Source organism: Bradyrhizobium sp. WU425 (assembly GCF_021052305.1).
Taxonomy (GTDB): Bacteria; Pseudomonadota; Alphaproteobacteria; order Rhizobiales; family Xanthobacteraceae; genus Bradyrhizobium; species Bradyrhizobium canariense_D.
In genome coordinates, this window is record NZ_CP088089.1 from 2,045,560 (window position 1) to 2,058,421 (window position 12,862).

A 12,862-nucleotide genomic window follows, 5' to 3' on the forward strand; every position below is an offset into this window, starting at 1 on the left:
GTGGCTTACGCCGCGTTGCGCTTGGCGGCGCTGTCGGCGAGGTGACGGCCGGCAATGTAGCCGAAGGTCAGCGCCGGCCCAAGCGTGATGCCGGCGCCCGGATAATTGCCGCCCATGATGCTCGCCATGTCGTTGCCGGCGGCATAGAGCCCGGGAATCACCCGTCCCTCCGCATCTAGCGCCCGCGCGTTCTCGTCGGTGACGATGCCGGCATAGGTGCCGAGATCGCCGACCACCATCTTGATGGCGTAGAACGGGCCGTTCTCGATCGGCGCGACGCAGGGGTTCGGGCCGTGCAGCGCATCGCCCTGGTAGCGGTTATAGGCCTTCGAGCCCTTGCCGAAGGCGGCATCGTGCCCGTGTGGTGCGGTCGCATTGAACTGCTTGACGGTCTCGACGAACGCCATGGTGTCGATGCCCGCCTTTGCCGCGAGCGCCTCCAGCGTCTCTCCGCGCATGAGATAGCCGGTCTTGAGGTGATGACCCAGCGGCATCGGGAACGGCGGCACGCAGCCGAGGCCGTATTTGCGCAAGGTCTGGTGATCGCAGACCAGGTAGGCCGCGATCTCCTCGCCGGGTTTCGCCGCCTTGACCATGGCCTGGACGAAGTCGTGATAGGAATTGCCCTCGTTGGCAAAGCGCTTGCCGTCACGCATCACCGCGATCACACCGGGTTTGGCGCGGTCGATGAAATGCGGCATCACGCCGTTTGAGCCGTCCTTGCGCTTGGTGACCGAGACCGGGACCCAGGCTGCCGCGTTCGGCAGCCTGTCCTCGACATGTCCGCCGGCGCGTTCTGCGAGCCGCAGCCCATCGCCGGTGTTGCCGGTCGGTCCCGGCGAAAAATGCTCGTTCCCGGTCGGCGCGTGCGGGAACATCTTCTTGCGCCGTTCGACATCATGCGGGAAACCGCCGCAGGCGAGCACGACGCCTTGTCTCGCACGAATGCGGACGTCGCGTCCCTCGCGGGCGACAATGGCGCCCGTGACAGTGCCGTTCTCGACAGTGAGCTCGCGCACCGGCGAGGACAGCCACATCGGTATCTTCAGATCCTGGGCCGATTTTGCCAGGCGCCCGGCGAGCGCATTGCCGTTGGTCAGCGTCATGCCGCGGCCATAGCGCAGCACGTCCATCAGATGCCGCGACAGGCGCTTTGCGACATAGACCGCCGAGCTTAGGGACTTCGTCGCGCGCATGAAATGGACGATGTCCTTGCCGGATCCGAGCATCATGCCGAATACGGTCAGCTCGGGCAGCGGCGTGCCGAGGGTCTTGATCCGGCCGCCGAGTTCGCGGCCGTCGAACGGGCGCGCCACCATCGAACGACCACCCTGGGCGCCGCCGGGCGCCTCGGCGTGGTAGTCCGGGAACACCAGCGGCATGTCGAAACGGAGCGCCGTCTTGCTGGTGAAAAAATCGACCGCCTCGGGCCCGGCGCTCAGGAATGCATCGACGCGCGCGGCGTCAAAGTTGTTGCCGGCTTCGTGCCGCAGGTAAGTCCGCGCCTGCTCCGGTGTCTCCTCGATGCCGTAGGCCTTGGCCAGCGAGGTACCGGGAATCCAGAGCCAGCCGCCGGAGCGGGCGGTGGTGCCTCCGAAGCGCGGCTCCTTCTCGACGATCAGCACGTCGAGGCCGCGATAGCACGCGGTGATGGCGGCCGACATGCCGGAGCAGCCCGATCCGGCCACGAGCACATCGCACTCGTAAGTCTCGTTGCGCTCGTTGCCGGTCATGCAGGCCTCACTTCTTGCGCAACGGACATTTCGACTCGGAGACCGGGCGGAAGGCGTCCTCGCCCTTCACCGTCTTGATGATCTCCAAATAATCCCACGGTTCCTTGGACTGCTCGGGTGTTTTCACCTTGGCGAGATACATGTCGCGAATGACGCGGCCGTCCTCGCGCAAGCGTCCGCCATGAACGAATGTATCCTCGATCGGCAGCTCGCGCATCTTGGCCATCGCCTTGGCGGGATCATCGGTGCCGGCGGCCTTGATGGCCTTGAGATAATGCAGCACCGAGCCGTAGACGCCGGTCTGAATCATGGTCGGCATCACCTTGGTGCGCTCGTAGAATTTCCGCGACCATGCGCGGGTCGCCTCGTCCATGTTCCAGTACGAGGCCGTGGTCATGTAGGTACCCTGCGCGGATTTGAGGCCGATCGCGTGGACATCGGTGTCGAACATCAGGAGGCCGACCAGCTTCTGGCCACCCTGCACCAGGCCGAACTCGCCGGACTGCTTGATGGCATTGTCGGTATCCTGGCCCGCATTGGCGAAAGCAACGACGTCCGATTTCGAGCTTTGCGCCTGGAGTGCAAAGGACGAGAAATCGGCCGTATTGGTGAGGTGCTTCACGCCGCCCAAAACCTTGCCGCCCATCTCGTTGATGAAGCGCGTGGCATCCTTCTCGAGCTGCTGCCCGAAGGCGTAGTCGGCGGTGATGAAGTACCAGGATTTTCCGCCTTCCTTGATCACGGCGGAGGCCGTCACCTTCGACAGCGCGTAGGTATCGTAGGTGAAGTGCACGGTGTTCGGGCTGCAAAGCTCGTCGGTCAGCGAACTCGCGCCGGGCCCGGAGAGCAGCGCAATCTTGTTGCGCTCGCGCACCATATTGTGGACGGCGATCGCGATGCCGGAATTGGGGATGTCGACGACGGCATCGACCTTGCCGTTGTCGAACCAGCCGCGCACAATCTGCACGCCAACATCGGTCTTCATCTGGTGATCGGCGCTGATGATCTCGATCGGCTTGCCGAGCACGGTGGGCCCGAATTCCTCCAAGGCCATTTTCGCGGCCTCCACGGAGCCCGGCCCGCTGTTGTCGCGGCCCCAGCTCGACAGATCCGTCAGCACGCCGATCCGCACGGCGTCGTCGGAGATTTGCGCGTTCGCAACGGTGGTCATGGCAGCCGAAGTCATGGCCGCGAGCATGGCGCAGGCCAAAAACCCTCTCATCGTCGTTCCCTCTCGTTTATGGGCGCGCTTGGCGCGGCCGGTTATTGTGGCAGCAAGTTAGATATTAGCAAATAAGTTTGTCAATGGAGAATAAAGGCTCCGCGTCGTCTTGGCGAAGGCCGGGACCCATACCGCGTGATCTCTCGAAGTCGGGCGGTCGCAGTACCGGGGCGCCGGTCTTTGCCAAACTCCTCCCGGTGATTATGGGTCCCGGCCTTTGCCGGGACGACAGTGAGGAGGCAGTGGCGCGAAAATCTCGCATTCTGATCTTGGGAGAACTAACACTCCCGCAAGTTGCAACCGCCACAACGATTGGCCATCATGTCGCCCAGGAATCTTGGGGCGGATGGCAATGACGGCAGCATCGGGAGTCTCCACTGCGGCGGAGAAATCGACGACGGCGCATGTGGTGTGGGCAGCCGCGCTCGGCACCGCGATCGAGTGGTACGACTTCCTGATCTACGGCACGGCGGCGGCGCTCGTGCTGAACAAGCTGTTCTTCCCGAGTTTCGATCCCATGGTCGGCACGCTGGCGGCGTTCTCGACCTATGCGGTCGGCTTTGTCGCGCGGCCGATCGGCGGTGCGATCATCGGGCATTACGGCGACCGGCTCGGCCGCAAGAAGATGCTGGTCGCGACCATGTTCGCGATGGGACTGGGCACGTTCCTGATCGGTTGCCTGCCGACCTACAGCCAGATCGGCGTCTGGGCGCCAATCTTCCTCGTCATTTTGCGCTTCGTCCAGGGCATCGGGCTCGGTGGGGAGTGGAGCGGCGCGGTGGTCATGGTGGCCGAGCACGCCGGCAACCGCCGCGGCTTTTACGGCAGTCTGGTGCAGATCGGCTTCCCCGTCGGCGTCGCCGCGTCCACCGGCATTTTCGGTCTGATGACGCAGCTGCCCGAAGCGGACTTCCTGAGCTGGGGCTGGCGCGTGCCGTTTCTGATCAGCATCCTGCTCGTCGGTGTCGGCTTCATCGTGCGGCTGAAACTCGCGGAGACGCCGCACTTCAAGGAGGTGCTCGAGCGCAAGGAGGTGCTGGCGCAGCCGGTGCTGGAAGTCCTGCGCCGCGACTGGCGCAGCTTCCTGCTGGCGATCGGCATCACGGTGTCCGAAGTCGGGCTCGCTTATCTCCTCACTGTTTTCACCGTGGTCTATGCCACGACGCAGCTCGGCCTGCCGCGGCAGGTGATCCTCAACGCGGTGGTCTATGCCGCGCTCGTCGAGCTCGCGACGCTGCCGCTCGCAGGCTGGCTGTCCGACATCTTCGGCCGCAAAGCGCTGTATCTCGCCGGCGGCGTGTTCTCGGTGGCGCTGGCGTTTCCGTTGTTCTGGTTCCTCGACACCAGGGAGCCGGCGCTGATCACGCTCGCGCTCGTCGTGACGATGACACTGACGCATGCGCTGTTGTTCGGGCCGAAGGCGGCCTTCATGCCGGAGCTGTTCCGTACCCAGGTGCGCTATAGCGGCGCATCGCTGGGAGCCAACGTTGCCGCCGCGCTCAGTGGCGGCTTCTCGCCGCTGATTGCGACGGCACTGCTTGCATGGGCCGCCTCGTACCGGCCGGTGTCGGTGTATATCATCGCACTGTCGGTCATCACCATCATCGCAACGTTGATAGCGCCGGAGACCGCGCGGGACTCGCTCAGGTCCTGAGGGCCGCCTTCATCTTATGCGCGTTGCCAAAAGCCGGTGCAGCGGGGCGAATCATTAGCCGCGTTTATGCAGCGAATTTTTACTTCCAATTTTACTTCACGACCTCCCGCCCATAGCCTCCCTCGCAATTGATCACATCCGCAGCCGGTCAATGGCGACCGGTGCGCACGTTCATTGTAGCCAACGAGGGTTGCCATGCTTGACAGGGACAAGGGGACATCCACTGCCAATCCGGCGGGGACGAGCGACAAGTCTGCGAAAAAGCTGAGCAGGCGCACGCTGTTGAAGGGCGCCGCGGCGGTGGCCGGCGCGGCTGCAGGATCGGACGCGATCCGCGGATTCCCAACCATCTGGGCGCAGGAGATCAAGGACATCGAGCTGCGCCATGTCGGCGTGTCCTATTCGGTGGTGAAGGCGATCGGCGACCAGGCGGCCAAGGATCTCGGCTTCAAGGTGACGATGCAGAACCTCGACACTTCCGCCGCCATCAACCGCTTCATAAGCCAGCCAAATACGGTCGATATCGCCGATCTCGAGGGCTGGCAGGCCAAGCTCGCTGCCAAGCGCGGCGTGATCCAGGGCATCGAGGTCAAGAAGGTCAAGGAGTTCGACAACATCCTGCCGATCTTTACCAAGGGCGAGATCGACGGTCACAAGATCCCGCGCCAGGGCATCTCGCCCTACGAGGCCATGTATATCGCCAAGCCCGATTCGACCGATTTGAGCGACGGCGTGACCGAATGGGCGACCTTCCTGCCGCAGGTCTACAACGCCGACTCCATCGGCTATCGCCCCGACCTCGTCGGCCATGAAGTCACGGAATGGAAGGATCTGATCGATCCGAAATTCAAAGGCAAGGCCGCGATCCTCGACGTGCCCGCGATCGGCATCATGGACGCCGCGCTCTGCTTCGAAAGCGCCGGGCTGATCAAGTACGGAAACAAAGGCAACATGACCAAGGAGGAGATCGACTTCACCTGCAACAAGCTGATCGAGCTCAAGAAGCAGGGCCAGTTCCGCGCGACCTGGACCACCTTCGACCAGTCGGTGCAGCTGATGGCGGCGGGCGAAGTGGTCATCCAGTCGATGTGGTCGCCGGCGGTTGCCGCGGTACGCGTGAAGGAAATCCCCTGCGTCTACGCGCCGGTCAACATCAAGAACGGAAAGGAAGGCTATCGCGGCTGGTGCAACGGCATGGGCCTGATGAAACATCTCTCCGGCAAGAAGCTGGACGCGGCCTACGAATATCTCAACTGGTATCTGTCGGGCTGGCAGGGCGGTTTCGTCGCGCGCTACGGCTATTACAGCCCGGTCCCCTCGACTGCGAAGAAATTCCTCACGGCGGCCGAATGGGCGTTCTGGTACGAGGGCCAGCCCGCGCCCGAGGTGGTCAACGACCCCTATGGCGTGCCGATGGAGAAGAGCGGCACCAAGCGTGACGGCGGCTCGTTCCTCGACCGCGTCAAGAACATCTCCTGCTGGAACACGCTGATGGACGAAGCCGCCTACATGAACAAGCGCTGGAACGACTTCAAGGTGGCCTGAAACCTGCTTTCCCTGACGTGAACGAAGCGCCGGCGCGGCGATGCGCCGGTGCCAAATGACCGACTTCGAGGCGTTTGCCGACATGCAGCCAAGTCTTAGTCCAGCTCAAACCCCACCACGCGCAAATCTCGCCGGCTGGCTCTACGTGTCGCCGCTCGTGCTGGTGCTTGTACCGTTCTTCGTGGCGCCGATCCTGGTCGTGCTGGCCGCGAGCTTCTTCGCCACCGACGGCTTCGGCGGGCTGACGCCGGGCTTCACGCTCGCAAGCTATGTCGAGGTGCTGCATTCGGCGCTGACGCTGAAGCTGTATCTGGCGACGATCAAGTTCACGTTGCTGACCTGGATCCTCACGCTGATCATCGGCTTCTTCGTCGCATACTTCCTGGTTTTCCACGTCCGCAACCAACTACTGGCGATTGGCCTGTTCCTGCTCTGCACGGTGCCGTTCTGGACCTCGAACATCATCCGGATGATTTCCTGGATTCCGCTGCTCGGCAAGGAAGGCCTGATCAACCAGGCGCTGCTGGGACTCGGTGTGATCCGCCAGCCGCTTGAGGTGCTGCTGTTCTCCGACCTTGCGGTGGTCATCGCCTATGTCCATCAGCTCACCATTTTCATGATCGTGCCGATCTTCAATTCCATGGCACGGATCGACAAGAAGCTGATCGAGGCCGCGATCGATGCCGGCGCCAGTCGTTTCGACATCATGCGGCTGATCGTGGTGCCGATGTCCAAGAGCGGCATCGCCCTCGGCACCATCTTCGTCGTCTCGATCGTGATGGGCGATTTCTTCGTGGTCAAGGTGATGTCCGGCGGCGGCTCGGCCTCTGTGGTCAGCGCCTTCTACGAGGATGTCGGCGTGCTGCAATATCCGACCGCGGCGGCGAGCGCAGTATTGCTGACGCTGGTGCTGGTCGCGATCGTCTCGCTGATCCTGCGCACGGTCGACATCAGGCAGGAGATCACGCGATGAGCGCGGTTCTCGCCGACATGCCCAAGGCTGATGTGTCAAAGGCGATCGCGCCGGTGACAAAGGCGATTGCGCCGAGCACGGGCGGTCGGCCGTGGACGTTCTATGTTCTGGCGACACTGTTCGCGTTCTATGTGATCGCGCTGTACGGCCCGATGTTCTGTGTCTACGTCCTGTCGTTCCAGGACATCCGTGGCGGCCTCGTGTTCCCGATGAAGGGCACTTCGCTGCACTGGTTCGTCGATCTCTTCACCCAAGTGCGGACCGGCGACGTCAAGGGCTCGTTCGATCGTTCGATCAAGCTCGCGATCATCGTCACTATCATCACAGTGGTGGTGTCGTTCCTGGCCGGGCTCGGTTTTCGCAAGCGCTTTCGCGGCGACACCGTCGTGTTCTACATGATGATCGGCAGCCTGGTCGCACCGGGACTCGTGCTCGGCCTCGGTACCGGTCTGTTGTTCCAGGCCCTCGGCCTCAATGCGAGCTGGTACACCTCGGCGCTCGGCGCGCAACTGTCATGGACGCTGCCGTTCGGCGTGCTCGTGATGTTCGCGGTGATGTCGCGCTTCAACCACGTCTGGGAGGAGGCGGCCTACGACCTCGGCGCCAGCCGTTGGCAGTCGATCCGGCTGGTGATGATCCCGGTGCTGGCACCCGGCCTGGTGGCGGTCGCGCTGTTCGGCTTCACGCTCTCCTACGACGAGTTCGCCCGCAGCCTCCAGACCGCGGGCTCGCTCAACACGCTGCCGCTGGAGATCTGGAGCATGACGCTGAACGTCACCTCGCCTTCGCTCTATGCGCTCGGCACCGTGACTACCATCGTCTCCTTCATTGTCATCGGCGCGAGCCTGGGCAGCATCGTGCTGATCCAGAAGAAGCGCGGCAGCAGCACAAAGGGTTGAGCTGGGAAATGAAGAGCGATCGCGGCGATATCGAACTGGCGGGCGTCTGCAAGAGCTTTGACGGAGTCGGCAATGTGGTCGACGGCATCAACCTCAAGATCGCCGACGGCGCCTATTGCTGCTTCATCGGCCCCTCCGGCTGCGGCAAGACCACGATACTGCGCATGATCGCCGGCCACGAGGACCCGACCGCCGGCGAGATCGTGATCGGCGGCCAGAACGTCGTCGGGCTCGCGCCGGTGCAGCGGCGCACCGCGATGATGTTTCAGTCCTACGCGTTGTTCCCGCATCTCACCGTGCGCGAGAACATCGCCTTTGCGCTCCGCGTGCGCGGCATGTCGAAGGCCGATCGCCTCCGCGCAGCCGATGCCATGATCGAGAAGGTGCATCTGACGCAATTCGCCGACCGCCTTCCAGCGCAGCTCTCCGGCGGCCAGCAGCAGCGCGTGGCGCTGGCGCGTGCCGCGATCACCGAGCCGAGGGTCCTGTTGCTCGACGAGCCGCTGTCCGCCCTCGACGAGCAGCTCCGCGTGCAGATGCGCCAGGAGCTCAGGCGGATGCAGCAGGAGCTCGGCATCACCTTCATCCACGTCACCCACACCCAGCTCGAGGCGATCGCGCTCGCCGATCTCGTGGTGGTGATGGAGCAGGGCAGAATCAAGCAGGCGGGCGCGGCGCGCGACGTCTATGCCCATCCGCACGATCGTTACGTCGCCGAGTTCATGGGCGGGCAGAACGTGCTGTCGGGGCGGGTCGAGAAGGTCAACGGTTCGACCTTTACGCTCGCGCAGGCCGCGCCTGACGGCATCGAGGTCCCGCTTCAGGCGCGGCCCACGGTCAGCGTCGGCGACAAGATCGACATCGCCGTGCGCCGCGACGATGTCGCGCTGGTCCGACCGGGCAGGGAGCTGCCGCCGGGCTGCTCCACCTCGCTGCCGAGTCGCGTGCTCGCGATCGAATACCAGGGCTATTTCGTCAAGGTCATGCTCGACACCGTGCCGGACGACGCGTTCGTGGCCTACGTGCCGGAAAAGACTTTCTTCGCGGATCCCTTCACCGTCGGCGATGTCGTGATGGCCACATGGGCCACCGGCAGCGCGCTTCCACTCGCCTAAAGACCCGTCGCGCACAGGAGTATGATCGTGCAGATATCCTTCACACTCAACGGACGGCCGACAACTGTGGATGTCGAACCGGCGACGCTGGTCGCCGAGCTGCTGCGCGAGCGGCTCAACCTCACCGGCACCCATATCGGCTGTGACACCAGCCAGTGCGGCGCCTGTGTCGTGCACCTCGACGGCCTGCCGGTGAAGAGCTGTACGCTGCTTGCGCCCGCGCTCGACGGTGCGACGCTGCTCACCATCGAGGGCCTGCAAGGTGTGCCGGGTTCGAACCGGCTGCATCCGATGCAAGAGGCATTTCGCGAGCATCACGGTCTGCAATGCGGCTTTTGCACACCCGGCATGCTGATGACGGCGGTGGCGCTCGCGGCCGAGAAGCCGAACCTGACGGAGGCCGACGTCCGTCACGGCCTCGAAGGCAATATCTGCCGCTGCACCGGCTATCAGAACATCGTCATCTCGGTCATGGCAGGCGCCGCCGCCATGAACGCGGCCAAGGGAGAGTGACCATGGGCCATGTGATCGGGATCGGCGCTTCACCTAAACGGAAAGAGGACCAGCGCTTCCTCACCGGACGCGGCAGTTACGTCTCCGACATCAAGCGTCCGGGCATGACGGCGGGTGTGTTCGTGCGCTCGCCGCACGGACACGCGATCCTGCGCGGCATCGACAAGAGTGCGGCCCTGGCATCGCCCGGCGTCATCGCGGTGCTGACCGGCGAGGATGCCGCCGCCGACAAGCTGGGCTCGCTGCCCTGCGGCTGGGGTATCTCGGATGCCAAGGGCGTGCCGATGAAGGAGCCGCCGTTCCCGATGCTGGCGCAGGGCAAGGTGCGCTTCGTCGGCGACATGGTGGCCTTCGTCGTCGCGGAGACGCCGGCGCAGGCCGGCGCGGCAGCCGAGCTGCTGACAGTCGATTACGAGGTGCTGCCCTCGGTGGTCGGCGTGCTCGAAGCCGTGCGGCCCGGCGCGCCGCAACTGTTCGACGACGTTCCGAACAACATCTGTTGCGATTGGGAGCTCGGCGACAAGGCCGCGGTCGAGACCGCCTTCCGGAAGGCGGCCCATGTCGCAAAGCTCAGCCTCGTCAACAACCGGCTGATCGGCAACCCGATGGAGCCGCGCGCGGCGATCGCCGAATACGAGCCCGGCACGGATCGCTTCACGCTTTGGACCACCAGCCAGTTCCCGCATGTCGTGCGCTTCCTGATGGGCGCGCTGGTGCTGAACATTCCGCAGCACAAGCTGCGCGTGGTCGCGCCCGATGTCGGCGGCGGCTTTGGCGTCAAGCAGTTCCACTACGGCGAAGAGGCCGTGATTACCTGGGCCGCCAAGCGCGTGATGCGGCCGATCAAATGGGTCGCGAGCCGGTCGGAAGGCTACGTCTCCGATCGCCACGGCCGCGATCACGTCACCGAGGCCGAACTCGCACTGGACGAGACCGGAAAGTTTCTGGCCTTCCGTGTCAACACGCTCGCCAATATGGGCGGCTATCTCTCGACCTTCGGACCGAACATCCCGACCAATCTCTACGGACCGTTGCTCGGTGGCGTCTACACCACGCCGGCAATCTACTGCAACGTGAAGGTGGTGTTCACCAACACCGTTCCGGTCGACGCCTATCGCGGCGCAGGCCGGCCCGAGGCGACTTTCGTGCTGGAGCGCATCGTCGACGTCGCAGCCAGCGAGATGGGCATCGACCGCGTCGAGATCCGCCGACGCAACATGATCCCAAAGGAGGCTTATCCGTACCAGACGCCGGTGCTGGTGCAGTACGATTCCGGCGATCCGATGGGGTGTCTCGACGGCGCTCTTGTCGCGGCCGACGTCAAGAATTTCGGTATCCGCAAGGCGGAGTCGGCGCGCAGGGGCAAATTCCGCGGGCTCGGCTACTCGACCTATGTCGAGGCCTGCGGCCTCGCGCCGTCGCGCTTCGCGGGACAATTGGGCGCGCGTGGCGGGCTTTATGAGAGTGCCACGGTGCGGGTGCATCCGACCGGCCAGGTCACGGTGATGATCGGCACGCATAATCACGGCCAGGGCCACGAGACGACGTTCGCGCAGATCGTCTCGGAAAAACTCGGCGTCGCTTTTGACAATGTCGACATCGTGTTCGGCGATACCGATCGCGTGCAGTTTGGCATGGGTACCTATGGCTCGCGATCGCTGGTGGTCGGCGGCGCGGCGCTGTCGAAGGCGACGGACAAGGTGGTTGCGAAAGGCAAGAAGATCGCGGCGCATCTGCTTGAAGCGGCCGAAGTGGATATCCAGTTCGAGGCCGGAAAATTCTCGGTCGCGGGCACCGACCGCATGAGGACGTTCGAGGAGATCGCGGGCGCCGCCTACGTGCCGCACGACTATCCGCTCGAAGTGCTGGAGCCGGGGCTCGAAGAGCAGGCTTATTATGATCCCGTCAACTTCACCTATCCCGGCGGCTGCCACATTGCCGAGGTCGAGATCGACCCGGAGACCGGCACGGTGACGCTGGTCAATTACACCGCGGTGGACGACGTCGGCACTGTCATCAACCCGATGATCGTGGAGGGCCAGTTGCACGGCGGCATCGTGCAGGGCGTCGGTCAGGCGCTGTACGAGAACGCGGTCTATGACGAGGGCTCGGGCCAGCTGCTATCGGGCTCGCTGATGGACTATTGCATGCCGCGCGCCGACCACATGCCGATGATGAACATCGCGACCCATTCGACGCTGTGTACGCACACGCCGATGGGCGTGAAGGGCTGCGGCGAGGTCGGCACCATCGGTTCGCCGGCCGCCGTCATCAACGCGGTGGTCGATGCGCTGTCGCATCTCGGCGTCACCCATGTCGACATGCCGGCAACGCCGAACCGGATCTGGCGCCTGCTGCAGAACGCGTCGCTGCCGGTCGCTGCGGAATAGGGAGGATGACAATGAAGCCGTTTGCCTATCACCAGCCGGACCGGATTCCCGACGCTGCCAAACTGCTGACCTCGATCGAAGACAGCAAGCTCCTCGCCGGCGGCATGACGCTGATCCCGACGCTGAAGCAGCGGCTCGCCAGTCCGCCAGCCCTAGTCGACCTGTCGAGGCTCGGAGATCTGAAGGGCATCACCAACGACGGCGGCACCATCACCATCGGTGCAATGACGCCACATGCCATGGTAGCAGCCTCGAAGCTGGTGCAGACGAAGATCCCGGGTCTCGCCGCGCTAGCCTCGATGATCGGCGATCCCGCCGTACGCATCCGCGGCACTATCGGTGGCTCCGTCGCGAACAACGATCCGTCGGCCGATTATCCGGCAGGTGTGCTCGGATTGGGCGCGACCGTCGTCACCAGCACGCGCGAGATCGCGGCCGACGGGTTCTTCCGTGGTCTGTTCGAGACCGCGCTTGAACCTGGCGAGATCATCACGGCGATCCGCTTTCCCGTGCCGCTCAGGGCGGGCTACGCCAAGTTCAAGGCGCCGGCGTCGCGCTATGCGCTGGTCGGCGTGTTCGTCGCGAAATTCGCCGATGGTGTTCGCGTCGCCGTGACCGGCGCGGGCTCCGGCGTATTCCGCGTTCCCCCGATGGAAGAAGCACTGTCGCGAAATTTCGATCCGTCCGCGATCGCGGCGATCAGGATCGACACCGACGGTCTCACCTCCGATATCCACGCCGAAGCCGACTACCGTGCACATCTCGTCACGGTCATGGCCAAGCGCGCCGTCGACGCGGCGCTCAGCTAGCTCTTTTAG

Annotated in this window: 10 protein-coding genes; 8 read left to right on the forward strand and 2 right to left on the reverse strand. The window is 64.1% G+C overall.

Annotated elements, in window-relative coordinates; translation table 11 throughout:
- Window positions 1-5: 5 nt before the first annotated feature.
- Together BcanWU425_RS09840 and BcanWU425_RS09845 are read right to left on the reverse strand one after the other, a co-directional pair.
- Window positions 6-1,733 (reverse strand): FAD-dependent oxidoreductase, encoded by a 1,728-nt coding sequence (locus BcanWU425_RS09840; RefSeq protein WP_204512145.1) that lies wholly within the window; start codon window positions 1,731-1,733, stop codon window positions 6-8.
- A 7-nt stretch (window positions 1,734-1,740) separates the two neighbouring features.
- A complete protein-coding gene (locus BcanWU425_RS09845) occupies window positions 1,741-2,955 on the reverse strand; it encodes an ABC transporter substrate-binding protein (protein WP_204512144.1) in 1,215 nt (404 codons plus the stop codon).
- 352 nt (window positions 2,956-3,307) lie between these two features.
- On the opposite strand from BcanWU425_RS09845, the gene BcanWU425_RS09850 reads away from it, so the two are divergent.
- The 8 genes from BcanWU425_RS09850 to BcanWU425_RS09885 all read left to right on the forward strand — a co-directional run bounded on the left by BcanWU425_RS09850 (window position 3,308) and on the right by BcanWU425_RS09885 (window position 12,853).
- A complete protein-coding gene (locus tag BcanWU425_RS09850; protein WP_204512143.1) occupies window positions 3,308-4,609 on the forward strand; it encodes an MFS transporter in 1,302 nt (433 codons plus the stop codon).
- A 195-nt stretch (window positions 4,610-4,804) separates the two neighbouring features.
- Window positions 4,805-6,154 (forward strand): ABC transporter substrate-binding protein, encoded by a 1,350-nt coding sequence (locus BcanWU425_RS09855; RefSeq protein WP_018454023.1) that lies wholly within the window; start codon window positions 4,805-4,807, stop codon window positions 6,152-6,154.
- Window positions 6,155-6,209: 55 nt separating this feature from the next.
- Window positions 6,210-7,127: an ABC transporter permease gene (locus tag BcanWU425_RS09860; protein ID WP_204512142.1), complete on the forward strand. Its 918-nt coding sequence runs from the start codon at window positions 6,210-6,212 to the stop codon at window positions 7,125-7,127.
- Window positions 7,124-8,026 (forward strand): ABC transporter permease, encoded by a 903-nt coding sequence (locus BcanWU425_RS09865; RefSeq protein ID WP_204512141.1) that lies wholly within the window; start codon window positions 7,124-7,126, stop codon window positions 8,024-8,026. Before BcanWU425_RS09860 ends, BcanWU425_RS09865 begins: the two co-directional genes overlap by 4 nt.
- Before the next feature lie 8 nt (window positions 8,027-8,034).
- Complete coding sequence (locus tag BcanWU425_RS09870) at window positions 8,035-9,141, forward strand: ABC transporter ATP-binding protein (protein WP_204512140.1); 1,107 nt, start codon at window positions 8,035-8,037, stop codon at window positions 9,139-9,141.
- Between the two features lie 21 nt (window positions 9,142-9,162).
- A complete protein-coding gene (locus BcanWU425_RS09875) occupies window positions 9,163-9,654 on the forward strand; it encodes a (2Fe-2S)-binding protein (RefSeq protein ID WP_201263837.1) in 492 nt (163 codons plus the stop codon).
- A gap of 2 nt (window positions 9,655-9,656) precedes the next feature.
- Window positions 9,657-12,044 carry a xanthine dehydrogenase family protein molybdopterin-binding subunit gene (locus BcanWU425_RS09880; RefSeq protein WP_204512139.1) on the forward strand — a complete coding sequence of 796 codons (2,388 nt, stop codon included), beginning with the start codon at window positions 9,657-9,659 and terminating at the stop codon, window positions 12,042-12,044.
- An 11-nt stretch (window positions 12,045-12,055) separates the two neighbouring features.
- Window positions 12,056-12,853, forward strand: coding sequence for an FAD binding domain-containing protein (locus BcanWU425_RS09885; protein ID WP_204512138.1), 798 nt, complete (start codon window positions 12,056-12,058; stop codon window positions 12,851-12,853).
- Window positions 12,854-12,862 lie beyond the last annotated feature (9 nt).